Source organism: Nostoc sp. DedQUE04, from assembly GCF_034530995.1.
Classification (GTDB): Bacteria; Cyanobacteriota; Cyanobacteriia; order Cyanobacteriales; family Nostocaceae; genus Nostoc.
Window position 1 is genome coordinate 1 of record NZ_JAVRCA010000063.1, and the last position, 26,267, is coordinate 26,267.

The 26,267-nt window shown below is 39.2% G+C and carries 18 protein-coding genes, 2 pseudogenes and 2 CRISPR repeat arrays; of the genes and pseudogenes, 6 read left to right on the top strand and 14 right to left on the bottom strand.

From position 1 onward, the window contains the following. Window positions 1–108 precede the first annotated feature (108 nt). From RM049_RS30780 to RM049_RS30795, 4 genes and pseudogenes are all read left to right on the top strand, one after another. A pseudogene (locus RM049_RS30780) lies at window positions 109–750 on the top strand (tyrosine-type recombinase/integrase); the annotation flags it as partial. 3 nt (window positions 751–753) lie between these two features. Continuing rightward, window positions 754–1,221: a hypothetical protein gene (locus RM049_RS30785; RefSeq protein ID WP_322706863.1), complete on the top strand. Its 468-nt coding sequence runs from the start codon at window positions 754–756 to the stop codon at window positions 1,219–1,221. 2 nt (window positions 1,222–1,223) lie between these two features. Beyond that, window positions 1,224–1,919 (top strand): hypothetical protein, encoded by a 696-nt coding sequence (locus tag RM049_RS30790; RefSeq protein WP_322706864.1) that lies wholly within the window; start codon window positions 1,224–1,226, stop codon window positions 1,917–1,919. Window positions 1,920–2,178: 259 nt separating this feature from the next. Next, entirely contained in the window at window positions 2,179–3,033 is an 855-nt protein-coding gene (locus RM049_RS30795) for a hypothetical protein (RefSeq protein WP_322706865.1), read from the top strand. 42 nt (window positions 3,034–3,075) lie between these two features. On the opposite strand, the gene RM049_RS30800 is transcribed toward RM049_RS30795, so the two are convergent. From RM049_RS30800 to cas1 (RM049_RS30850), 11 genes are all read right to left on the bottom strand, one after another. After that, complete coding sequence (locus RM049_RS30800; RefSeq protein WP_322706866.1) at window positions 3,076–4,794, bottom strand: RAMP superfamily CRISPR-associated protein; 1,719 nt, start codon at window positions 4,792–4,794, stop codon at window positions 3,076–3,078. A 31-nt stretch (window positions 4,795–4,825) separates the two neighbouring features. Next, entirely contained in the window at window positions 4,826–5,215 is a 390-nt protein-coding gene (locus RM049_RS30805) for a hypothetical protein (protein WP_322706867.1), read from the bottom strand. A 2-nt stretch (window positions 5,216–5,217) separates the two neighbouring features. Further along, window positions 5,218–6,123: an RAMP superfamily CRISPR-associated protein gene (locus tag RM049_RS30810; RefSeq protein WP_322706868.1), complete on the bottom strand. Its 906-nt coding sequence runs from the start codon at window positions 6,121–6,123 to the stop codon at window positions 5,218–5,220. 3 nt (window positions 6,124–6,126) lie between these two features. After that, window positions 6,127–7,242 (bottom strand): type III-B CRISPR module-associated Cmr3 family protein, encoded by a 1,116-nt coding sequence (locus RM049_RS30815; protein WP_322706869.1) that lies wholly within the window; start codon window positions 7,240–7,242, stop codon window positions 6,127–6,129. Between the two features lie 15 nt (window positions 7,243–7,257). Beyond that, window positions 7,258–10,599, bottom strand: coding sequence for a type III-B CRISPR-associated protein Cas10/Cmr2 (gene cas10 / locus RM049_RS30820; protein WP_322706870.1), 3,342 nt, complete (start codon window positions 10,597–10,599; stop codon window positions 7,258–7,260). 664 nt (window positions 10,600–11,263) lie between these two features. After that, window positions 11,264–11,446, bottom strand: a complete 183-nt coding sequence (locus RM049_RS30825) for a hypothetical protein (RefSeq protein WP_322706871.1) — start codon at window positions 11,444–11,446, stop codon at window positions 11,264–11,266. Between the two features lie 136 nt (window positions 11,447–11,582). Continuing rightward, on the bottom strand, window positions 11,583–11,882 hold the full coding sequence (locus RM049_RS30830; protein WP_322706872.1) for a hypothetical protein: 300 nt from the start codon (window positions 11,880–11,882) through the stop codon (window positions 11,583–11,585). A gap of 87 nt (window positions 11,883–11,969) precedes the next feature. Beyond that, a complete protein-coding gene (locus RM049_RS30835; protein WP_322706873.1) occupies window positions 11,970–12,239 on the bottom strand; it encodes a hypothetical protein in 270 nt (89 codons plus the stop codon). Between the two features lie 125 nt (window positions 12,240–12,364). Next, window positions 12,365–12,643, bottom strand: coding sequence for a CRISPR-associated endonuclease Cas2 (cas2, locus tag RM049_RS30840; protein WP_322706874.1), 279 nt, complete (start codon window positions 12,641–12,643; stop codon window positions 12,365–12,367). Window positions 12,644–12,645: 2 nt separating this feature from the next. Next, a complete protein-coding gene (gene cas1, locus RM049_RS30845; protein WP_322706875.1) occupies window positions 12,646–13,689 on the bottom strand; it encodes a CRISPR-associated endonuclease Cas1 in 1,044 nt (347 codons plus the stop codon). A gap of 283 nt (window positions 13,690–13,972) precedes the next feature. Further along, a CRISPR array of direct repeats spans window positions 13,973–14,733; the repeat unit is 35 nt; unit sequence GTTTCCATTAATTCAACTTCCGAAGAAGTTTAAAG. Between the two features lie 211 nt (window positions 14,734–14,944). Then, entirely contained in the window at window positions 14,945–16,951 is a 2,007-nt protein-coding gene (gene cas1, locus RM049_RS30850; protein ID WP_322706876.1) for a CRISPR-associated endonuclease Cas1, read from the bottom strand. A 139-nt stretch (window positions 16,952–17,090) separates the two neighbouring features. Here cas1 (RM049_RS30850) and RM049_RS30855 point away from each other — a divergent pair, with 139 nt between their 5' ends. Together RM049_RS30855 and RM049_RS30860 are read left to right on the top strand one after the other, a co-directional pair. Next, window positions 17,091–17,861 (top strand): DUF4384 domain-containing protein, encoded by a 771-nt coding sequence (locus RM049_RS30855; RefSeq protein WP_322706877.1) that lies wholly within the window; start codon window positions 17,091–17,093, stop codon window positions 17,859–17,861. Between the two features lie 117 nt (window positions 17,862–17,978). Beyond that, window positions 17,979–21,692 (top strand): CHAT domain-containing tetratricopeptide repeat protein, encoded by a 3,714-nt coding sequence (locus RM049_RS30860; RefSeq protein WP_322706878.1) that lies wholly within the window; start codon window positions 17,979–17,981, stop codon window positions 21,690–21,692. A 247-nt stretch (window positions 21,693–21,939) separates the two neighbouring features. Then, window positions 21,940–22,626: a CRISPR direct-repeat array (repeat unit 35 nt; unit sequence CTTTAAACTTCTTCGGAAGTTGAACTAATGGAAAC). A gap of 223 nt (window positions 22,627–22,849) precedes the next feature. On the opposite strand, the gene RM049_RS30865 is transcribed toward RM049_RS30860, so the two are convergent. The 3 genes and pseudogenes from RM049_RS30865 to RM049_RS30875 all read right to left on the bottom strand — a co-directional run bounded on the left by RM049_RS30865 (window position 22,850) and on the right by RM049_RS30875 (window position 25,739). Next, window positions 22,850–23,029, bottom strand: a complete 180-nt coding sequence (locus RM049_RS30865; RefSeq protein WP_322706879.1) for a hypothetical protein — start codon at window positions 23,027–23,029, stop codon at window positions 22,850–22,852. Window positions 23,030–23,478: 449 nt separating this feature from the next. Beyond that, window positions 23,479–24,939, bottom strand: a pseudogene (locus RM049_RS30870) (ISLre2 family transposase). Between the two features lie 203 nt (window positions 24,940–25,142). Beyond that, a complete protein-coding gene (locus RM049_RS30875) occupies window positions 25,143–25,739 on the bottom strand; it encodes a hypothetical protein (RefSeq protein ID WP_322706880.1) in 597 nt (198 codons plus the stop codon). Between the last annotated feature and the right edge of the window lie 528 nt (window positions 25,740–26,267).

Here is a 26,267-nt window from a genome sequence, read left to right on the forward strand (position 1 = left end):
AATCTGTTGCTCAACTTATGCTTTCAAAGTTGCTCATTTTATCCTTACAGTGACAACTGGGAGGATAACCTGTCAAATCAGAAGTAAAAGATTATTTGAACTAGTCAACCTGAAATTATTGCTGCTAATCCGACACTGGGAATAAAACTGGAAAAAGTGCCGTTGCCACCAGCCCAGAGTTTAACCCCAGAACAGATGGAACAGGTTTGGTCAGCGTTGGAATTATTGGGAGAAACAAAGCAACGGGATACAGCACTCGTTCACATTCTCAGTCATGGACTCCGGGCTGGGGAAGTTGTACAGTTAAATGTTGGCTCATTTGATGGCAAGCTGCTATTTTTACCAGACACCAAAACCAATGAACCACGCTTAGTGCCACTGCGAAAAGAAAGCCGAGAAGTCGTGGCAGATTATTTACAATTACGCTCACACCAAGGAGAGGTGTTAAACAACCTTAGTCCACTGATGATTTCACACCATGCTTCGTACAAAGGTGAACGCTTAAGTTATCACGGCATTTACTTTGCTGTAGAAAAAATTGGTGAAATAGCTCACATTGAGAATTTGCACCCTCACTCCTTTCGACATACTTACGCTACTGACTTATTGCTATTGGGAGTTGATCCCAGCCATGCCCGTAAGCTAACGGGACATCAAAGCGAGAAAGCGTTTCGACGCTATACCCTTCGTAGTGAGCAAGAAGCTGCGATCGCTGCTTACTATCGTGCGATTGGCGAAGAAGCGGAGTAAGGTATGCCAAAGCCACTTGATCCCAAATGTCAGCTATGTGCCAAGTTACCAACTGCCCAAGCTAAAGTTTTACATGGAACAGCAGGGGATGGATGTTGGAATCCCAAAGTCTGCCACAATCGCCGCTCATTCTATCGCCACCGCTCCCAGAATAATTCAGCAGAAATTGATTCAGTAACAGTCGAACCACCAGCAACATATTTTGCAGTGCTGTACTTGTATAAAGAATCAGGCGATAAACCATTGCACGCCTTGGGCGCAGAACTCTGGCTGGGGCAACAGCCTATTTGTCGCTTAGAACCAATTCACTGCTTTGGGTTAACGGCTGGCAAGATCCGCGCCTATACAGATCAGGTGTTGCAGGCATTTGCTAAATCTTATGGTGTTTCACTATATCAATATAAAGATATGTTTGAGATTGCCTCAAGCTACTGCCCAGTGCGACCCTGCCCGTTAAATCCTGAATTGTAGCAATGACCACATACCACCAATTAACCATCTGGGATGTATTAGATGAGTTGTCTGAATCTCCACCAACTTCTTCTCTTGATGCTATGTGGGATTGTTTGGATGCCGAGCTAGAAAGTTTACCCTTGGAGGCACAGTTATCAACCGCAGCGCTTGCCTTCAGTCAAATTGCAGATATTCTGAAGTCTCGTGCCGAAGTGCTGTTGCAAGATACCCGCGATCGCAATAGTCTTTTGGGGCCAGTTGTTAGCACCGATCTCTTTGCTGGTCTAGTGCGGACAACAATGCACCTAGATTTAGATGATTTGATTGAACCGCAAACACCACAAACCTTTAAACCACATGGGCCACACCAATTTTCACATTCTACTGAAGAGGGTGATTCTGTAGCAGCACCCGTTGAGAAAGCGAATGTTTTGGCAATGCTCGATGAGGTGACAACTTTAGAAGATGTTCGCAATTTGGCATCAGATGAGGATGTGGAAAAATGGCAGAGTGCGATCGCTAACCATCTGATAAATGTCAAAGATGAGATTTCTTTAGTTAAGCTGCAACGTGTGTTGCAAATGCCGATGGTAGAAGTATGGTTGGGATTATTGCTGGGTGGGTTTACATTAGAACAGCGTGGTGATTTTTATCACAACCATAATGTCTGGGTGAAAAGCTCAGAAACTATGACCAGTAATGCCCTTTGGCACTGACTCGAATGACACGCTTGGAAAGGACTAACCCTTGATACTACTGATTTTAGGGTGTAGGGTTGTAGGCTTAGGGAAATAGTGTAATTTATTTAGAATGACGCTTTCTTTAAAGTAGCGATCGCTGTGATACAGCCCACATAGAAAGGCTGACAGCATGACGGGAGTCGCATAAAAAGCATAGTTTTATACTTACATGAGTGATTTAACTGTTAATAAAACGGATAATAGGACAAAGTAAAAATATAAAGGGAAACAGAATATGCATTGGTCACATCTATTAATAAACTCATCTGAAAGTTGGCTATTCAAAATTTCCACCTTCATTGCCCAAGCTACCACATCCGCCACACCCACCCCTAAACCATCTCCTTCTCCTACTGCTGATGTCGAGTTACTTAAAAGTCAAATTCAATTTTTACAAGATGCTAATACGCGACTCAATAATAGTTTTGGCAGTTTTGTGAGTGCGATAAATCTTTCTTTTGTCGTGTTTGGCGTACTTTTCGGAGTTGTTGCTGGGCTTAGTATTTACTTTTTTAACCAAAGTCTTAAAGATGCCAAGCTATTGATCCGCGAAGAAGTGGAACGACGGCTGAAAGCTGTTGTGGATGAGACGGTTGGGCAAGAAGTTACTAACTTAAAGCAACTTTTAGACAGAGAAAAGGTTGTAGGCGAGATAAATATTGATTATTTTATCCCTTCACGTATCGCAATTTTACCTAATGATTATCCAGAAGAATATGAGTTTTTAGCAGCACGAGGTTTTAAAGAAACTCGTTTATTAGATGCTTCTAAGCGAGTTAAACTTTCTGGAGATGTTGTGATTTTAGATTTTGTAAATTATGCTTTAGTGGAGGACAGTGAAAAACTTAATAAATCGGAAGTAGAAACTGCTCAACTTCTAGAGGATCGAGTTGCAGAAGCGCTCAACAGAATAGTCAGTAAAGTCAGTTCTAAATCTATACTGGTTGTCTACATCCGTCCTGGCAAGCAAAGGATAAATGCGATTGATGAACTGTCGAAATCGGTGAAATATTATGCTTCTGCAAATACTCCCGTGAGCTTAATGGGTGTAGTTGTTGATTCCGCATACGTGGCGCATGGAATAAAGTGAGATACAAGAGAAATTCATTCAAGGGTATTGCTCTTAAAAACTTTAAGGAGAAACTCCAAATAAATGTACTTTTCCTTCTATTGCGCTTAAATCTTTAAGAAAGTGGGCGCGAATATGATTTGACTGAGGTGATTTTCCTCCCATAAATAAGCAAACAATCTCTTGACAATCCACGTCTATTTCTTGACTGGGTATATTAATTAGCTTAATACTTGCCCATGAACAATGAGGATTACCAGTTGCAGCATTTCCACCAATATCTGGATTACGTTTGTAATTACGGGGAGGAGTTTGTTCGTAAATCAGGTGCATACCTTCTCCACGAGTTGCTACTGCATCAGTTTCTAGCCATTCCAAATCATTCTCATCAATAGGGTTAACTTCGCAACCAGGAACGGAATAGACAGCACAAGTACGGGGTGAAAATACCTCAGCTTCTAATGATTGATTTGCATTAATGTTGATTCTGTCAGTCCACTGCGACCGCACAGCCGCTAACCAATTATCATAGATAGAAGTCCAAGTTTCTGGATTTAGTGGCAAACTTAAAGTTCTTTTCTGCAAGAGTCCTTCTCTGTTGGGGACTTGGTGTTTGATGACTAAATAACTTCCTCGTGTTGCAGGATAGCCGTTATTCATGTGGAAAATATGTAAAGGTCGTCGCCAACCTCTACCAACACCTCCTGTACTAACTGCAAATCGGATAATTGGGAGAATAATTTTGTTGAGAATTTCGCTAGGTGCAGTAACTTGTAATTTACCTTCCCAAACATAAAAGTAAGGCGAGTTAATTGATCGCTCACCCCAAATTTCTTGGTCTGGAATCATACGGATTTTTAGGCAGCCTTTGCGGGTATCTGGCTCTATGATTCCCATTAGTTCCCATAAGGTTTTTTCTGCGTTATCTTTGGACATTACACCCAACAGAAACCGCAATATCCAAGAACGCAACCAACCGCGCCAATGGGACGGGCGAAAATCTTGTTGTTGCCGATCAGCACCAGCACAACCTTGGCTGTAGAGTTTAAATTCAAAAGTTTTAGTAGTGGAACCATTTTCAGCTTGGCGCAATTGTGCTGAGGGTCTAAAACTTGTAGGTGCTTTAATCTGACCATATCCCGCAGAGATACGACTACCAACTCCATGAATACTAAGTGCTTGTTGTACCCATTCCCAAACTGTTTGTACCTCTTGGGGACTAGCTTTACCAGGAATACCTCGAATCGCTACTATCACTGGAATACTATCCTCACCATCTCCCAAAGTGTAAATTGAAAGTGGTGTACCTTGCCCCTTGTGGTAGACTTGGAAATCTTGCTGTGGGTTAACTATATCCAAAACAAGCTTAGTTGCTATTTCGGGCCATGCATCCAAAAATTCGATTTTGCCTGCTTGAATGACATTTCCTTGTTGAGATCCCAGCAAATCCAACATTTGATTACGAATGCTGGGACGTTTCATTGCCCATGCACGGACGATTCCCCGAATTGAAGAACCAGGAATATAGCCATTCAGGGGTAGTTCTGGCATTCTATCCAAGTTTTCGTTTAATTGGCGTTTATCTTCTGGTCGTCCATTAGTAACATACCAAGCACCACTTGGTTCTCCCGCAGAAACCATCGTCTCTACATCGGGATGGGGAAATGAACCAACTTTACTTCTCCATTGCAGCGTAAAAGTATCTTTCTTGAATAAATTTGATGTTCCTCGACGTTGATGTTGCTTTTCCAGTAATTTAACCAGTTGGGGCCCAGTGTACATAAGTTAAATAAATTAAAAGTCAAAAGAACAATTATGCAGAATAGGCTCTTGCCCAAAAATTCCAATGATTAGATAGAATTATTGCTTTACGCCAAGTCGCCATATACTTTGCTGGTTCATCATTTGCCATTTGGACAATCGCCTCGCGCAGTTCTTCTTCAGAAGGCAGATTTTGCGAATCTATAAGTTGACCAAGGAGCGATTTCCACACCAGAAGAATACGCGATCGTACTTTTCCTTCTTGGGCATTTGTTTGGTTGACATAGGCTGCGGCTGAGAGTAAACCAAAAACTCGCAAATGTTGAGATAGTCTTAAAATCGCGTTTAACTCTTCTTTACTAATTGCTGTGTTGGGGCTGCTTTCAAGATATTTTTGAATATGTTGATGAGCAGTCAGGCTCATTTGTTCTGGCTTAAGCATGACTACGCCTCCACAGGGATAGATTGATTTGTCTTTAATATAGGTAAAGTACTATTTGTTACCCAACCTTGTACCCAACCTCGCCCAACATTCGCTTGTCCGCCAATTTGAAATAACCCTGTAACAACATTCATCAATAAATCATGTTCCTGTTGAGCGACAGAATTAGTTTTGTTTAATTTGTAACCCCAAGGATAGTAGAGAATTGTATCTCTAGGAATGCAAACATCAGTCCAGAATATTTCTGCACCACCTTCAGAATCATCTTCATCATCTTCGTCATCAATTTCATTAATTTTGTTGCGAATCTGCGTCCACAGTGAATGCTCCATTAAGGTTTGAAAATCGCTATCAGCAAGGACGACGCGATTATTATTCCAGATTGGCTCAACTGCATCAGCAAGCGATCGCTGCCAATCTCCCGCTAGTGCGATTGCTTGTTTTTGGGATTCTGTAAGCGCAGAAACTTGTAATTGAGCATCAGCAACATAATAACTACCCATTTGAGTTCCTACAGGATGATCGGGAAAATCGCTTATTGGTAGCCCAGATAGTAATGCATGGTCACGGATCAGCGAATGACAGCTGACCCAGGTAAACACATTCCGATTGCCATTCATTGCCATTGTCCGCATCGGCACCCATAATAAACGAGCATCACCAAACCAAACTTGATGAACCCCCATTTGTCCATTCGCACTTAATTCTCTACCAAATAATTTATCTGCGGCAGCTGAGTCAATAGAGTTGATATCCCAGCGTAGGCTACCTCTTAGCGAAGATCCTGGAATGTAAGGAAAATCCGTGTGAACTTCGCGGACAATATCTAAGATGTTTCCTAAATCGCCTTCGCCACCACAATGAATTGGTGCAAGTGTATAAAGATATCCAGTACGAAAATCACTCATTGATTAAATTCCTTGTCCCCACAAGAGTTTTCCATAATTAAGCTGTTTAAAAGTTTCTAACCACCGTCCACCTTGTTCAGGTAATAACTGCTGGTTTGTTGCTACTTCATTATTAAATAAATACACCGTCCCTGGTGGTACAAAGGCTCGTTGCGGTAACAATGCAAACTCTTCCTTTGTTTTGTTATCCTTACGCATTGTTGAGACACCACCCCACAGTAATGCTTTGTCGGTGGCGCAGCCTTTGAGATGTTCCTTCCAAGCTTGGGGATAGCTGGTGTATCTTGTTTCTGCAAATAGTCCTAGTCCAGGGGTAAGAAGATAAGCAAAATTTGATCCTGTTGATGAGCGATTGCTTTTTATCAAACAATCAAGTTGACCTTTTAATCTGTTATCTGCTTCCAGAGGCGATACTAAAGCCCGATGTCCTTCTCCTCCCAACCGGACAATACTTTCCTTTGCTAAAGTATTCCCACTCAAAGCCGCGACAAAACACCATCCATCTTCAAGGCGGACGGCGACTTCAGTAAAGTAACCATCAGCATCTTTAACTTGTCGCTTATCAGGTTGCATCTGAATGTGTGGTAACACCTGCGTTTTCCAAGGATTATGGTAAAAGTCTTGTTTACACCAATTACTGCTATTTTTTTGACCTTTAAGGTAATCAAACAGTGCTTCCGCTTTGATCCAAGGTTTGGGTGGGCTGATATTTCCATCCCATTTCTGATTAAGAACTAGAGGAGCGATTTGTTCTTCATCAAATGCTAAATGCTTCCATACGTCATCTTTGGGAATGGATTGCAGGCGTTGAATTTCGCTCCAATTATCGCTCTTCGTTTTGCGGTCTTGTCCTGGAGGATATAGACAGACTAAATCTTTTGGTGTGGGCAGCCAAAGGGTATGCTTACTATCTAATAAAAAGGGGCCGAAAAAACTGAGATGGCGCTGAGTACGTTCATCTTTGGTGGTAGTTTGTGGTAAAAGCGATCGCAATGCTTGAAATACTGTAATTGGCATCGGTGGAAATAGCCCCTTCGCCCAAGAACCTTCACCAGGGCTAAAAGGTTTACAATCTCGAAATAGGAGTAAATCTAGAGGAGTAATCTTATACCAGTGCATATATCATCTGTCCCTCTACTGATAGCGTTCGACCCGCTTATCGACCCAAAAAGCGGTAAATCTTAATAGTTTGGCTAAATCTTCTGGTGTAGTACCTATGGGTTCAGATTTAATTTCTTTGGTTTCTTTAATCCAGTGTTCCAAAGTTTGTTTATCCCATTGTTTTAATTGTTCTAGAGTTTTTTGAGCTTTTTCTCGTTTTTCAGGTTTATTGCTTTCTTTTAGAGTTTCTTCAGCCCATTCTTTGAGGTTTTTTTTAGCCCATTCTTTGAGAATTGGTTTCGCCCAATCTTCCCATTTATTTAACCACTTTTCTATTTTTTCAAATGTCTGCTCAAGTTGTTTGCTGTTATCACGACTATCCATAATGACTTTAGCTGCTTTAGAGAACAGCTTGTAATGCTCGGTAATAGAAGCGCGACGGGGAAGTTCTTCAGCTAACCGATACAGTAGGGGACTAAGTTTTTCTTCGTATGTTTTATATTCCTGTACCCAGTCCCACCATGTCTCTAGCAATTCGCCTTTCATCAGTGCTTCTAACTGGTTTCCACCACCATAAATTACTTGGAAGCAAATACCATCTTTACCAGGAATTTTTTTCGCCCTCTCTGCTTCTGCTTCCCACAAGTTTTCTAGAACTGTGGGGAGAGGAACGCTTTTATGAGCAATTATCACACCAGCACTCATGGTTGCGGTCTTTCCCATTGTGAAGTGAGGACGTTTAATTAAGTCTTTGACTTGTTCAAGTGGATACCAGTAACCTGTAGTTGTATCTTCTTCAGAAATAATACCATTGCGATCACTTTCAAACTCTTCTTTGGGATCTTTGTTACCACTCCAAGCCGCACGTAAAGATAAAAGATACTCTGGTAAGTCTTCCAGAGGTAAAACTACCATGACATCATCACCACCACTGTAGATAACACGCCCACAGAAACGCTTTTCTGTCAAGTAAGGAACTAAGCGATTGGAAAAATCTAAAAGGGCGCGATTTAAACCCACATGGGTAGCAGGCCCCATACGTTTAGCTGTTTTACCTAAGAATTGTTTAAATAGATTGTTGTCAAAATTTGGGATGCTTTGATTCACTGCATCCAGTTCAACATAATAGTTGTATTCTTTGAGTTTTTTCCCAGAAACATAATCACCCATCCCGTCACCATCGGCGAGGACAACTACCCACCAATCAGCCGGGCTGCTTTCACCAAAACCAGTATTATGATGTGCTTTTTGGACGATTTCTCGTAAGATATCAACTTGTTTTTGACTGTTTTGGTTACTGTTAGCGGTGTTGCGTTCCTGTTCTTGCAAGCCCATGTCATCGATGAGCCATTTGCTAGAAAACATCACCCCATTATAACCACCCTTCAGATTAGGAAATTCCTTTTCTATTGCTTTGTCTGCATTCGGTATATGTAATGGACGGCTAGTTTTGGAGTAAAAAGTACGTTGTTGCTTTGGGGAAAACTTATGTTTGTGTTGTTTAAAAAGTTGATATAAATTACTTCTATAAGTTTTGATTAGATGGGGATGTTCCTTAGCAAAAGCAGCTACGCTAATGGAACTGAGATTGGGGAAACTAATGAACTTTTCGTAATCGATGATTTTGGTTATTTGTTGTAATTTTTTATTATTAGCTTCTGTTGATTCTGTTCCTAATTCATTCACAGCTTCATCAGGCAATGGGTCTTCAGATAGTTCGATAGAAATTCCTAAAGATTCTGCTACGCCTCCATATACCCAAGCCATACGTTTGGTTATTTCTAGTGCATTAAGTTTCTCTGAACCATTAAATAAACCGCGATACGCTTTGGACATAACAAACCAAAATAAGCGCATTGAACCTGCTGCTAAACCACTACCTTGGCGTAAGTCGTGTACTTGTCCATCAAGAGTTCTTCTAACTTGATAATTTAACCGAGGATGAACAGCGCTAAATTGACCTGATATTGTAGAACGTTCACCGGGAGCAATGGCAATTTGCCAATTCCGAGTATATTTAACATTATTTAAACAAGTTCCTAAACGTTGGTGGATACTACCCCACCATGTTCCCACGTTTAAATTTCTATAGAACTTATTTTCAAATTCACTAGGTAAATCAACAAATGGGCGAGCAATTTTATTTTGCATCATCACCCAAGCTTCATCAAAAATGCCATCATCTTTATTATTAGTTAATTCCTGGGTTGGGCTTCCCACTGGTATCCCTGTCCAGTATGGTTCCCAAGTGTGATTTAGTTGGACTTCCCAAAGTTTGTTCCATTCCCAACAGCTTTGTTGCTTGAGAAGTTCTAGTTCTCTTCCATAAGGTTCAAGGTCGGATGGAATATTCCTAAATTCGGGGAATACTCCATGTAGTATTTCCTTTAATTCGGATTCGGACTGATTATTTAAAAAATTAATAACCTGCTCTCTAATGTGGTTTCTAACTTTGATGCCGATTTTTCTCCATTCTTTGGTGAGCTTTTTAGCTAGATACTGCCCCCATTTTTGGGCTGCTTGTTTACCTGGAACCAAAACTGTAATTACATTGGGAAATCCAGCAGTACTTAAACTAGTAGATATTTTTTCTGAAAAGCGATGAACTGGTTCACCACCATTTTGTAAACAGGTAAAGTTAGGCGTAAAATCACGATATTTTTGTACAATCAACGCATCAATAATTTCTTGGCTCCAGAGGGAAGGGACAATCACCGCATCAGGGCCTAATTGTTGGGCAATATACCAGCATAGTTGGGTACTGAGATAATGTAGTAAATATGAACCTGCCCAAAAATCGAGAAATTTCCGCGATGACTTGATGAAGTCTTGCACAGGCGAGAAAGAAAATATTAATAGATAGGGAGTCTCGTGTTTGTCTTCAGACTTCCAACATTTGGGAAACATTGCACCAGTCAAAGCCGAAACTGTACTTTGGTGACTGTGTAGTGGACAGTCGGGGATGACTGTATGTGCAGGAAATAGCAAGGCATCGTGTTGCTGGTCTGCTAATAGTTCTGGATAAAATCGCCAAAACCACCAAAAAACTTTTTTGGCGTTGGTTTCATGTTTGATCTGGCTAATATCTGGTAAGTTAACTGGAGATTGTAAAGTCGTAACTTGCTGTTTTTGACCACTTATCGGATGACGCACAGTTACTTGTTCATTATCTAGATGTTCTATGTAAGATAAATTAACACGGTCTGAAGAAGAGGCAATCTCTTGGGCGTGTTGACCTCTACCTTCACTCCACCATCTTCTTAAATCTTCAAAATCCTCTGTCAGGCAATCTAATTGCGATAATACACAATCTCCCCAATTCGCAAATTCTGGTGCTTGTAGTAATGCATATAATTTTCGTTGGTAAAAATTCATCTGCTTACTAAATATATGACTACAAAATCGGAAACCATAATCTATTTACCCGTGTAGAGTGTGATTTATCGAACAGAATACATGCGTCAATAGTCAGAATTCAGTTGGGTATTTTGACCGAAAAAGTGGACTTCGGCGTGAGCGCTCAGTCGGACGCTGAATAACCGGCGTTTAAGACCTCCACCAAATCTACGATTTGGTGGTCAACAAGAAAGTCGCGGGTTTAAATCCCCGTCTGTTTGCATCGCGTGCCGTAGCCAAAATATCTTTAATTTTGAATTTTTATTTGAGATGCATAAAAATATTACTCTGACTGAGAGAATACTGGTGTAATATTACATTGAAATCAAACTAAGTTTATATAAATACATTTACTGTGTCTAAATATTTACATAAAGCTCTAACTCATCTAAGATAATTTTTTGAAAAATACTTGGGCGATCGCTATCTTTGTCGGCATAATCTATACTTGTACATTCACGAGATGCGATCGCATTGTTATCTAACCGCTTTTATTAATTAGTTAATATTATAGGTATTTTAGGTATTGATAAGTATGTGATGAAAAACTAGAAAACCTCCAGTTATGATTTGTAACTGGAGGTTTGACACGTTTGGCGGGGATAAAATGCCAATGTTTCCATTAATTCGACTTCTAATGAAGTCAAGCAATTTCAGTCGGGGAATTAAATTTCACCACCAACTCGACATTAGTCACTTGTTTTTGCAGCACTTGTAGATAAGCAGTCGCATCATTATGGCGTCGGAATCTCGCTATAACTCTGCCATCCTTGCTAGGTAAATTACGAATAATGCACCACGGGTGTAGTTGCTCAAAATAGGTCATAATAACCTCCTACAATTGCTGAAAGTTGCATGAATAATGTATTTTTCAATTGCCTAAGTTCACATTAGTTCAGCAGATATGCATCAAAACAGGTCTAGAAGATATTGACAATCAAGTACTTTTGTGAATACACATTCTATGAAGAAGCAAAATGCAATAAACCCTGTATATGTTCAGGAATCTCCTCGTAATGTTCAAGCAAGAAATCCATCAATCCTAGATGAAGTAAATCATTACGTGTTGGGTAGCGTCGGTTACGTCCATTTCTAAACCAGCCCCTAACAGTAGAATCAGAACGAGAGCAAATCAGAGCTATTTGCTCATAACTAACTGCCCACTTGGAATAGAATTGCTGTGGTGTCATGCCAAATTCCAAATTGCTGTACATTGAAATTAGCCGTAATTCTCGCATTTCTAATGGACGAGGGTTGGGCATATAAATAAGTCAAGACTAAAAAGGTAAAAGAAGAGAAGGTAAAAAGCCAAAAGCCTTCGCTAGAAAATGCTTTGGCTTTTTACTTCATTAATGTGAATCTATGTGTGTTACTTCAATACTTTTTTTCTCCATGTAACGCCAGTAAAATCGTTTCGCCATCGATGCAGAAGAACTCCAAATATCACCATTTTTGCAGCGATATCGATGCGTTCTCAAACTCCGATAGGTCGGGCCATATTGAGCGAAACATTCAAAAGCCTTGTTGTATTGCTTGCGGTCTGAAGAGGGTAAGGTCTCAAGTTTTTTTTGAACTTTGGAAGTAAAAACTAAACGGAATTTGATAGCTGGAATCTGCATTCAATAGTTTCCGAATATCTAAACTTGACCGAAAGCGTGGAGATGTTTTCACTCTTGTCGGTGGAGCGCGTGAAGCGTTCATATTGGTCTTTTTAGTAGGATGAAATCTTGGTGAAAATTCCGAATTAGACAATATACGCCGCGTCGTCAATTACCAACTGCGGTTGCGTACCCAAAACTGCGATTTTGCAACGAGTATGTGCAGACATCGGATAGAATCGCACTTGGTCTTCGCGTTTGTTTACCAGTCGAACAAGATATTTAGATAGAGTTGTGTACTGGTTTTCATCTAATACACACTCAAAAACCGACTTTTGCACCCGCAAACCATAGGACTCTAGGAGTTTAGCCACTTTGTTGCGACGGCGATCGCTAACAATGTCGTAGCATACTAAATAGAACATCTTTACCTCACCAGGGTTAACGGTGTTTTTTGGAGTTCAGTAATATTGGCGAGGTTGGAATCGGCTGGGTGAAATTTCAAAGCCAAAGGACGGTAATAATCCACATTACCCAGCAAACACGCAAGATATTCTCGTACTTGTAAATCCATACACTGGCGGTAGCTAATTTTTCCTGCGTAAGGATGCAGTATAAAGGTACGTAACTTTCCTTCCCAATGCTGAAGAAAATGTTGGAGGATGCTTCGTGGATGACCTTTACCATTTCTATTCCCGTTTCCGTTACTATGGGGAAATTTTCTGGCGAAATTTAATACTAGGTCATCAACAATGGCAGTACGAAATTCGGCGGTAAAATCCCATGCTAAAGGGAACTCATGATCTAAATCGCGGTGTAAAATTGCGTAATCGGGATGAAGTCCTGCGGTATCCAATAGGGTGTATATATATTGATGCAGAAGTTGATATCCCAGGTTCAAAAAACCACTAATGCGCTTTTGGTTGAACTGCGAAGACGAATTGTGAAAGTTGAGTAGCGAAGTAACAGCACTGTAGTAAACCTTATCTGCTTCTGAACTATATTCGCGCAGTTCATTAGGAGATGTTGCTAGTGGTAAGTTATCCATCAACAACGTTAGGTAATTTAATGCACGCTGGGTTGCATAGTCGGCGTAATGACGAGTCCAACTTTGCACAAAGGTATGTTGATTGTGCAATTTTGCCCAGATGATACTTTCCGCAGTAGCATGATTAAATTCTGCATTACGTGCGCTTTGGCGTTGAGAAGTTAGATATTTATATTGGCGTTGTGCTGTGTTTTCTAATCTCCCGATGAATTCGCCATTTGCAGTTAAATAAAGGACTGGAATTTGATAAGCTACTACAACCTGAAGTACTTCTTTTGGCAATCTGATGTTACCAAAGATAATGATTTGGCTGACGTTGCTAATCCGAAGACTGATACACTGTTTTTGTTGATGAAACACCTTTAAATAATGGTGTTGCACTTGGAGAGTTGCATCCTGTTCGGTGAGATAAATTGTGGACATATATTTATCTGAGTGAAAGATTAAGAGGTAAAAGTAAAAAGTTGAAGGTTTTATTTCTTTTGCCTTTTTACTTGTTTCTATCTTCTCAGTGAGGTATATAACCTCGTGTATAGCTAGGAAATATTTGTATATAAGTTTGTATATAAGTTTTGCCACGTATATAAGTTGGCAACAAAAAAGTCGGAGCTTATAACTCCGACTTGATTTGCTATATTTTTTAATTCAATTTCTAAAGAAGTTAAAAGGATTCTCTCGTACTTATTCTGGCAGCCAGTTCCGGCAAGTTTCCATTAATTCAACTTCCGAAGAAGTTTAAAGTCCAACACAAAAAACAGCAGTTTTGGGAATTTCAATTGTTTCCATTAATTCAACTTCCGAAGAAGTTTAAAGTTTTTCAAGTAGTGTAGCAACTATGGGAGATAACACTGTTTCCATTAATTCAACTTCCGAAGAAGTTTAAAGTGTTTCTGTTTCTGCTTTTTCTGAATCCCGTGCTTTTGGTTTCCATTAATTCAACTTCCGAAGAAGTTTAAAGGAGAGATTTGCAGACTTTGAGAGCCGTATGCACAATAAGTTTCCATTAATTCAACTTCCGAAGAAGTTTAAAGATCAGTATTAACCCGAACGTTAGCACGCAGCAACCGGTTTCCATTAATTCAACTTCCGAAGAAGTTTAAAGGTGATACAACTAAAGGCAAAGCGACTGCAGACGCTACTGTTTCCATTAATTCAACTTCCGAAGAAGTTTAAAGTGTTGATGCTACACCTCAACAAATTGAAAACTTTTGGTTTCCATTAATTCAACTTCCGAAGAAGTTTAAAGAACAGCAAGCCAGCGGGCAACCTCAGCGAGGCAGGGTTGACAGTTTCCATTAATTCAACTTCCGAAGAAGTTTAAAGTGGAATACGCATGTGGTTCGTTGAATGTGAATGATGAGCGTTTCCATTAATTCAACTTCCGAAGAAGTTTAAAGACCATTAACTCTTACTCTCTGAATATGCGTTTAGGGTTTCCATTAATTCAACTTCCGAAGAAGTTTAAAGGGCTAGGCTTTGAAAGCCTTACCCAGAGGTGATCCTACAGCAGATTTTCGGGGCTTGTCAAATTTATCCAAAATCAATAGCCTCAATTGAGAATTACCCCTGATAGAAAAAGCCCCGAACCCTTAATTGATCGGCTTGCCGGGGCTGCCAACGAAATCATCAGGGTTTGGGGCTTTGGACTTCAGCCCCGAAACGAGCAAACAGTTAAGTTTTACTTATCCCAAATCATCGGACGATAAACCTCAACCTCACCCATTAAACAAGCAATATATTCACGTACCTGTAACTCAATACACCGACGGTAAGGCAACTTCTGATCTGTATGGGGATGCGTCACTTCCATTTGTAGCCTTTCCTCCCAATGTTTGAGAAACTTTTTGAGTGCGTGGGGTTGAAAATACACACCATTGCGTTCGTCTGGGGAGGTAAAATCGTCAATTGTAAACAGGTTTCGATTTGCCAGATATACTACCAGAGAATCAACAACCAAAGCACGAAACTCTTCTACTAAATCAGATACTAAGGCTGGATGATTGTCACGGGGTACGTGTAAGTTGCCAAAGTGGGTATGTAAGCCTACTGCCTGGATTAGTGAATGAACATTTTGACTTAATAATGTATACCCTAAACTAAGCATACTATTAATTGGGTCGGTTGGAGGCCGTTTAGTGCGCTTTTCAAAGGCAAATTCCCCTGTCACCAATGAACCTAAAGCTTGAAAATATGTTGTTGCAGCTATTCCTTCATAACCACGTAACATATTGACATCTTCAGCGAATGGTAATTTGTCCATAAACAATTCTAGTTGAGCGATCGCCCGAGTAGCCTTATCAGACTTCACCCGACGGTTTAATCGCATCAACATAATTCTCGAATTATGCAATTTTGCTTGCACTATAGCTGATGCTTGCTTCTTAGTAAATTCAAGATTTTGCGAACACTCTACCTGACGCGCTAAATATTCCACTTTGGCTTGTCCTTCCGTCTGTAACCTCCCAAAATATCTGCCTTTTTGCGACAAATACATTACCGGAATCCGTCGATGCAATGCTACACTCACTGCACCATGAGAAACATTACAACAACCAAACAAGACAATATTCGTTACTCGGACAATCGGGATTTTAATTCTTAATTCTCGTTGATAAAAAACCTGGAATTGTTGATTTTTTGCACTCAAATAAGCACCTTGATCTGTAATATATAATGTCGTCATAGATTCCTGCCAAAGATGAGATATGGGGGCGCGAGGGAAACTTACTGGCTTGCTGATATCACAAGCTTTTGGTGGACGAGAAACAAATTTAAATGGTCGTTCCTTGGGGCGAAAATAAGGTGTACCCGAAGCATTAACGAACCATTCCCCCTCCAGCTTGGGTTTTGGAGGCGGTGGTGCATACACTCTTCCATTAGCAAAGCGGTGTCCCAAAAATTTCAGTTCTTCGTGGGGTGCAAAAATCTGTGTTTTTTCAGGTTGCAAGGTGAGATAGAGTTCTCCTAACCAAGTTGTAATTTTGTCGAGAATACGATTAGCTTCTGACCAACTGTTACAAGCAACCGCAAAATCATCTCCATACCTGACTAAATTAATATTATTACTGAGACATTTTCTGTCAAAAGCAGTCAGGTATAAATTAGCTAATGCTCCAGAAAGTATCCCACCTTGCAATACACCTTTACCAGAATTGATGTATTTACCAGCAACGATCATTCCAGCTTTTAGTTGTTGTTCAAGCAGCTGCATAACTTGGCTTTCTAAATGCAAAGCTTCTAACTGAGTTAACAACAATGCCCAAGACAAATTATCAAAAAACTGTGCAATATCAGCTTTGATAATCCAAGTAGTACGATACTGATAATAAGAGAACAATCGCTGCACTGCTTGTTGAATATTTCGCCCTGGACGGTAGGCATAACTACAATCAAGAAACGTTTCTTCTAAAGGAAAGTACAACTCCTCTAAAAGCAGGCGTTGTACGATTCTATCTCTGACAATTGGAATACCTACTAAGCGCTTACCTCCACTTTTTTTAGTTAAATAAAATCCTTTAGCTGGGCTAGGATGATAAGATTCTTGTTGTAAGTGACGCAGCAGAATAGGTAACTGTTCATCAACTGACGCTGCAAACAAGTCAACACTAATTCCATCCACGCCAGCACTGCGACTTCCCGCACGGACTTGACTCCAAGCGAAAAAAAGTTGTTCGATGGTAAACATGATTAAGTTAAAAGTGTTGTGGCTGTTAATTTTTGCCTTTAACTTGATTGTTACTAACAGCTATATAAGTACCTGTATAAGTTTTTGCCAGAATATATAACTTTGTATATAATTTACAAAAATATCTTTTAACTTTCCTATGCCAAAACGGACATTAGTAGCATCAATTAAAGGTATTGAAAAAGCTAAGTATGCCCTAATCCGTAAAAACTGGACTCAACAAGCCTTAGCTGATGATGTCCAGGTTGCATCTTGGGCAACTATCAGTAAATTTTTTAACGGTGTACCTATTAGTTATAGTATCTTCACCGAAATTTGCACTATGCTTGAGTTAGATTGGCAAGATATAGCCATATCATCTAATCCAAATATCACCGAAGCAGAAACCCAAGAACCACCTTTAACAGCCCTTGCAGGACTTTGGCATCAACTGCAATTATTAGGTTATCCTACTGAAAAAATGGGTTTAGTCTTAGTCAAAGAAGAAACTTTAGGTTGGCGTTGGCAGACTACTAATATATATGAAAAGTCTGTATCTATCGGCAGTCACATCCGCTTTGAAATCAATTTAGAAAGTTCCGGTTATTTATTACTTATCCAAAAAAATACTTCCCAAGAACTTTGGTGTTTTTGTCCTTCGTGCTTTGCTCCCCAATCGCACTTAACTACAGGTAAAACCAGTTTACCCCAGGAAGATTCAGTGATGAAATCTTTTTATATAGAAGGTAATCCTGGTCAAGAACAAATTTTAGCAATAATTACTAAGGATATGCCTAATTTAAATTGGCTACCTCAAGGCAGTGACAACCCTTTACAACTCGAAGAAACTCGGCTCAGAGAATTACTAGCTTATCTCAGCACAACCAAAGATAGTGAAATTTTTTATACAGATTATCTAGTTAAAAGTTAATATTCAAAAATTACAATATCAGCTTTTTCGTTATTTCCATTATCATCTACTAGATATAGATTTCATATCTCTTGATTTGAAAGTAAATTATATTCCCATTAACACTTTTTACTTCAAATGAGTAGCAGTATCGAGGACATCAATAATCTTAATGCTCTTAATGCTCAAGTTGTTCACTTAGTTGAACAAGGAAAATTAGATGTGGCTTTAGATTTGGCACAACAGGCTGTAATTTGTGGACAAAAACTGCAAATAATTGAACATTCTGTTTTCACCGACAGTCTGAATAATTTGGCAGAATTATATCGCCTACATGGTCGTTATACAGATACAGAAAATCTCTATCAACAAGCCTTAAATCTCAGAAAAAAATTGTTTGGAGAAGAACACATTAACGTAGCAGAATCTTTAAATAATTTAGCAGTTTTTCATTTTTCGTTAGGAAAATATTCGCAAGCTGAACAAGGTTTTTTAACGGTTATTAAGATTTGGCAACGGTTGCTTGGAGATAAACATCCTCAAGTCGCAATTGTTTTAAACAATCTTGCCGAAGTTTACCGAGAACAAGGGCGTTATTCAGATGCAGAAGATATATATTCACAAGTTTTAGAAATCCAACAGTTTGCTTTTGGAGATGAACACCATGATATCTGGCGTACATTTAATAATCTAGCTGCACTATACGAGACTCAGGGACGTTACTTAGACGCAGAAAATAAGCATTTATCAGCTTTAGAGATGATCAAAAGTCTATTTGGAGAGACGCATCCTGATGTTACTGTTAGTTTAAACAATCTAGCAGCACTTTACGATTCACAGGGTCGTTACTTAGAAGCTGAACAAAACTATTTAGAAGTTTTAGCAAGTTGGAAAAGATTACTAGGAGATGAACATCCTCTAGTGGCATCTGCATTAAATAATATTGCTGCCAATCATAAGGAGCAAGGACGATATCTAGAAGCTGAACAAATATATTTATCAGCCTTAGCTATGAGAAAACGTTTGCTTGGTGATGAGCATCCTGATGTTGCAAGTAGCTTGAGTAATTTGGCAGAAATTTATTTTTTACAAGGACAGTTTTTCGTAGCAGAACAAAAATATTTAGAAGTTTATGAAATCAGAAATCGCCTCTTTACTTCCAAACATCCAGATATTGCACACAGTTTAATTAATCTCGCAAGAACTTACGTATTTCAAGGGCGCTACTTCGAGGCAGAAAAAATATATTTACAAGCCTTACCAATGCTGGAACGCTTACTTGGAAAAGAGCATCTTAGTGTGGCAAATAGTTCAGATGATTTAGCATTACTCTACCAAATGCAAGGGCAATACTCAAAAGCTGAACGAATTTATCTGGAAGCTTATTCTATTAGAAAAAATATCTTGGGAGAAAATCATCCTGAAGTTGCAACTAGCTTAAACGATATCGCAGTCGTTTATCGGCTGCAAGGGCGATATTCAGAAGCCGAACAAACGCATTTAAGAGCCTTAGCAATGATTAAAGAACTGCTAGGAGCAAAGCATCATCTGGTTGCGGCTATGTTGAATAACTTGGCGGTACTATATGATGCTCAATTTAAATACTCACAAGCCGAATCTTTCTTATTAGAAGCTTTAGCGATTGTTAAAAGTTTATTTGGTGACGAACATCCCCAAGTAGCGACTAGCATGAATAATTTAGCTACTATCTATGGTAGTCAGCAACGCTATATTGAAGCTGAAAAATTGCACTTGTCAGTATTAAAAGTTAGGACATCTTTGTTTGGCAAAGAACATCCTGATATTCCCAACAGTCTTAATAATTTAGCATTAATATACTTATCCCTTGGGCGTTATGAAGAAGCTGAACAGAAGTATCTAGAAGCTTTATCTATGAGAAAACACTTATTGGGGGATAAGCATCCTGATACTGCCCTCAGTTTAAATAATCTAGCAACTGTATTAGCTGCTATGGAACGCTATAGCGATGCTTTGTCATATCGCATACAGGCAAGCTATATCAATGACTTGATGATTAATAGTATATTTGCCTTCAGTTCCGAAAGCGATCGCCTCGCTTTTATTGAAAAACTTAGAGGTAATTTCAATTTATTTCTTTCTTTAGTCTATAAGCATCTCTCTAATTCCGAAAGTGCTTTACAGGCAGCCTTAGATTTTGTCCTCAAACGCAAAGCTTTAACAGCAACATCTTTAGCTGCTCAAAATGAAGCCCTTTATAGTGATCGCTATCCACATCTCAAAGAAAAGTTTAGTCAACTCAGTAAGTTAAATGCACAGTTAATCAATCTAACTGTTTCTGCGGCTCAAAGACAAGACTTTGCAGATTTTCAAAAAAAACTAGCACAACTAGAGGCAGAATCCAACGACTTACAAAAACAACTAGCTACTCAAGTACCGGAAATTCAACTATCTGAACAACTTCCCGATCGTTTTGCTGTGGCTGAGGCATTACCAATTGATTCGGTATTAGTCGAATTTGTTCGCTTCGATTTTTTCAATTTTCAAGCAGTTCCAGCTAAAGGTGAAACACAATGGTATCGGGCGCGTTATCTAGCATTTGTCTTAAAAGCGGGATTACCAGATGCAGTACAAATGTTCGATTTAGGAGAAGCTGAAGTTATTGATGAGTTAATTTCAGTGTTACGTCTGCAATTATCTGACTCTAGCAAAAAAACACTAGGTTGGGCATCTATACCTAAATTACCGACTAAAGAATACGATTTAACCACAGCAATTCAACTGTGTCAACTGCTGTTTGGTAATTTCCGTGAGGCACTCGGAGGCTACAAACATCTAATACTTGCACCAGACGGCAATCTGAACTTACTGCCATTCCAGATATTACCCCTTGATGAAACAGGTAAACACCTGCTTATAGATGAATATACTATTTCATATTTAGGTGTTGGGCGGGATATTCTGCGCTCTGGGATTAAGACTGGACGGACTGCGGATGTACCTTTGATCATAGCCGATCCTGATTTTGATTTAGCAAGTGAACAGGCACACGGACAAACAAATGAGTTACTAGCAATATTTGGTTGCGATCGTCTATCTCGTACTCAGAGTACTGGGTTCTTGGGTGAAATTGTTGCTCAAAAGCTGTTAAATGCACGTTTATATCTGGGAGCAGAAGCGCTAGAAACCCATCTAACTACTAGTAAGTGTCCCCACATCATGCTCATCGCTACTCATGGTTTGTTCTTACCTGATTCACCCCCAGCACTACCAATTCCAAATCCGATCGACCCCAAAACTGAAATTCCAAAACTCAAACTAACTAACCCAATGACGCGCTCTGCATTAGCTCTCGCAGGTGCTAATACTGGGCTGACTGGTGGAAGCTTACCTGCCAACGCGGGTAAAGGGGTTGTATTTGCTCAGGATATTGCAACTTTAGACCTATGGGCAAACGAAATTACTGTGCTGTCTGCCTGTGACACCGCCAGAGGAGATATTAAAATTGGCGAAGGTGTATTTGGATTGCGTCGAGCTTTTACAGTTGCTGGTGCAAAAACCTTAGTTATGAGCCTTTGGCAAGTTCCCGATCCAGCCACTGCTTTACTAATGGAGCGTTTCTTTGATAACTTGCTTTGTGGTATGGGTCGTGTAGAGGCGTTACAATCTGCTCAAGATTATATACGTAAAATTTCTGTCAAAGAATTACGAGACTCTGCTTTGGGATTAGAAGTATTAAAAGAATTGTTAGAACTAAAGAAATTATCCGCAAATACCGAGATTAATTGTCAAGAACAAGACACACCGTTAGAACATCCTTTTTACTGGGGCGCTTGGATTTGCCAGGGAAATACAGAGCCGTTGATGACATAGTTCCACACTTACACGTTCCTGTAAATGTGCGCTTCTGTGCCACTTCAGATATTGTTTCGGGGCTGAAGTCCAAAGCTCCAAACCCCTATGATTTTGTTGGCAGCCCCGGCAGCCTTATTAATTAAGAGTTTTAGGCTATTTCTCTGACCCGTAATTCTCAATTGAGGCTATTGATTTTGGATTATTTTGACAAGCCCCGAAAATCTGCTGTAGGATTACCTTCAGGTAAGGCTTTCAGTAGCCAGCCCTTTAAACTTCTTCGGAAGTTGAACTAATGGAAACCTCTATGGCTATAATTATCAGTGCTACGAATCTCAAGCTTTAAACTTCTTCGGAAGTTGAACTAATGGAAACCATAATGCCACTTTTGCCTGATGCCGCCTGTTCTTAGAACTTTAAACTTCTTCGGAAGTTGAACTAATGGAAACAATCTCCTATGAAGCATTTTAAAAAATGCAAGAACACTTTAAACTTCTTCGGAAGTTGAACTAATGGAAACCTTTTGCTTCTACATTGTTCGATCCAATGATCAACACTTTAAACTTCTTCGGAAGTTGAACTAATGGAAACTATTAAAAGTCACTAGTTGTTGTGCGCTTGCTGCGGCTTTAAACTTCTTCGGAAGTTGAACTAATGGAAACCAAAAGTGTCTCTTACAGAAGAGGTATCCTTTGGAACTTTAAACTTCTTCGGAAGTTGAACTAATGGAAACATGATCCCAGAACGAAGGTATAGTTAGTCAGGTCGATTCTTTAAACTTCTTCGGAAGTTGAACTAATGGAAACTTCAAAATCGTTGGTCTGAAACATTGTGACATAGCCTTGTGCTTTAAACTTCTTCGGAAGTTGAACTAATGGAAACGAAAAACTGTTATTCACAAGAAATTTCACCCTTTTCAACTTTAAACTTCTTCGGAAGTTGAACTAATGGAAACCATAAAACTAGTGAGCGATCTGCATCGCTGCAATTGCATATATTTTTTATTGTGTTGCTAAATGAAGGGATGATTTTATTTATGTAGATACAATTCAATGCTTAAAATAATGAAGTACGTTAGCATTTTTTCTGTTTTGGAATAGCGTAAAGTTTTTCGCTCATTGAAGTGGTCGCTTTCATACAACGAGTTAATTGTTGCATTGTTGCATTAAGAATCAAGTTTACTTCTGCTGCTTCCACACAAGGTTGTACTCCCGTTCCACAGTCGCCAGCAATTTTGCCTGCAACGAAGATAAATAAGGTTTAGCTTGTTTCCCCAACCCCTGCAACAGCCAATCCACAGCCTCGTCACGGCTGAACACTTGATGCAATTGCCGTAACCTCACACATAACTGCTGCATGAATTGGGAATCTTCATCAAGCAGTTCCAGTGATTTCAGGTGTTCGATTTTTACAGTATAGTCACCATCCCAGGTTTGAACTGTACAGCTATAGTCTCCAACATGAGTTACTACTCCCCAATAACCGCCTTTTCCTCTCAGTTCTGGGTTATCCTTCGGCAGAAGAATGCATATTTCACCAATATGGTGAGGATTGGGGGGAGCAATGCGATTTTGTTAGACGACTCAAAAAAAGTGCGATCGCTAAAAATTATATTTAGATATAAGGTGATTTTATTTACAAATAAAATACTGCTTTACATGAGAATTAATCTTGATGAGATATCTCACAAAGATTGCTAGCAAGTCATTTGACGATTATTTATAAAAATATCTGCAATCAGTCTTTTATACTTAGTATTAAGTATGACAAAAAGTTTATTAAAGACAGAATAAAAGTATAAAATTTATCAAGCAGTTTGGGGTTTGATAAAGGAATTAAAGATAGAACCACAAAAATTATCCCAACTTCCAGCCATCCATTGGCAACGCAGATGTAACATAATTTCTGCATTTTCTTTCAACCAGAATTTACTGTTTCCTTTGATTCTTAAATTTATAACTTGGCGAATTAAACTCTCAATTGCACCACTGCCAATAGGTAGTTTTTTATTTATTGCTTTATCGTAATTTAAACGCCCTTTACGATAAGCATCTAAAATATAATTTCGTTTAGTTACCATAATCTTACACCGCTCTCCAGTAGCTACAGCAATCAACTCATCCATCTGGGTGATTAAGGATTTAGCTTTACCTTTTTTTTAACTCTTTCTAACTTTTATAAACCATTCTTTAGACTGTACTTCTTCATTAAAAGCTGCGTCTGCAAATACTTTTATATTTTCTGTAACATGATAAAAATCGAATAGCTGATAAGTTTCAACTGGGCATCCTAATTTTGTCAAAAGTGAGGGAATATGTATCCAGATCCACTCCGCTCCATCCCCGATTAATAAGACTTGTTTTGCTTGACTAATTCCCAAATCAACTAAATACACTTCTAAAATCTCCAAAAGCGCTTTATATCCTTCATAAGTGCCATCATTCGTAATAGGAATTTCAGAAGTATTTATTTTTTTACCTTGCTCATCAACAACATAAATTGTGAATAACTTTGGCTCAATCCATTTGCCGATAAACCCGTGTCGCTTGGTTTTGGAATTTTTTCTCCCCTTTTTATTAATTCGAATTCTACTCCGACCACCATCTACGGCGATGACAACTCTTTGGTCTTTAAGAATATTACTTTCGGCTAAATTCCCTAATTGCCGACTTAAGATTTTAGATTGACGTAAGTTGATTCCAATTTGTCCAAATTTATATGTTAAACGTTCAATTCGTTTTAAACTAAGGTTAATTCCCCAACCCGTCAAAGTTGTACAAGCGGCTTCAAATGAGCTAGTGATTGCACCATATTGAGCAGTAGTTGACCAGGCTAATGGTGTTAAGCCTTCTGACATACCCAACCATTTTAAAAATGGACAGAAGCCTTGGCTCTCGGATTTATTTTTATCATTTTTTTCAGTGATTCTTACTACATAGGGTAAAATTAAAGTCACTAAAACATTTCCTACTGTCAATATTTGTCTTTTTCTTAAACCATGCCTTTGCGTTTGGGGATGCCACCAGCCTTGAGTTTGAGTTATTGCTGTATCGAGAGCTTCTTGAGATTGGGAAAGATTATATAAAAACAAGGCGATAGATTGACCAGCTAAAATCAGGGCTGCATCTCTAATTTTTTGTTCTCTTTCTTTGACAATTTGCCCATCCCATTCTCGGACATTAGTTAATTCTAAAAGTTTCGTAACCTCAAGTTTAAAATCTTCTAAGGATTTAGTTAAATCTAAAGTTGCATATATATCTTTTTTCATCAAAGTAGGCGTTTACTATCTCAAAACTATTGCTAAAAGGGAATTCTACCTTTTTTCGTACCCACAAAAAAATAGTACTCCAAACTGATGTTACAGACGCTCTTCATTATTCGGATACTTTAAGTATTAATACTATCTACTATGTAGCCAATATCTTTTTATACTGAAGAAGGTTATTAGCGATCGCACTTTTTTTGAGTCGTCTAACAAAATCGCATTGCTCCCCCAGGATTGGGTACTTTCGTCCTTTCGCGTATCCTATCCACAACATCTTTCACTATGCGACCAGATGGAATCTTATTGCCAGCTTGCTCTACTGCCTGCTGCCATACATCCGCTTGCACAGCAGGTTCCAACTCGGCTTTCGCCAAAAAGCGCAATTGTCGTTCGTTGGTCGGCATTGGAATTTGCCGACCAATGGTCGGCAAAAACTTTTGGAGATTCTCATAAACCACAGTTGCCGAAATCTTCAAGTACGCCGCATCACGACTATAATTGAAGCGATCGCGACAGTATTCTTCAAAAGTCCGGTGCGTGGAACGGTACAATCTGCGATCCCGCAACTCCATCAACGCCTGACCTGCTGACAAAAATGCCCTTTCTACCTGACGTTCCAATTGCAAGCGTAAGCTATGTTCTTCTTCGGTCAACTCTCTTATTTCAACAGCAGTCACCGTAATCGTTGCTAATGCTGGGTTGTCTTGGCCAGAAGTATTTTCGGGAGCAAAGTCGGTGGCTAGCTTTGGTTCACCAGATTTCGCAGGGGTAATTTTCTTGCCTCTGGATGGTGGTTTGTTCATTATTCCACCTCCAGGCTGACAGCAGTTGAACAAATATTGAATTGTGTCATCATGGAATATAGAGTTTTTATTTATGCCCCCATCCTTTAAACAGGTTGGGGTTTTTCATTGCTTTTTATATTTTGCACCGATGGAAGAATACTTTATCGAAAGCTTCTGGCTACAAAGGGGATATAAACTTTCGTTACATCCAAAGCGAATAAAGAGTGTATTTGCTTTTTTAAGCCCAAGACAGAGTATTTGGAGGTTAAAGATTATTACTGATCACAACTCCCAGTCATCAGCTTTAGCTATTGATCAAAATTTCCTGATATCCTAAACATCTAATATCAAGCTAATAAGTGTTGGTATCTTAAGTTCAGGGTGAAAATCATGATTTTCACTTGTGAAGGTGATGCGAAATCAGCAATTCTTACAAAAGAAAGTTTTGTTGCAACAAAACTACTTTTGTCAATTACTAGTAACGCTGTCAATAATAATACAAGCAACGGCTTTTAATGAAAAATGATTGTCTATTGTGTTTCTTGG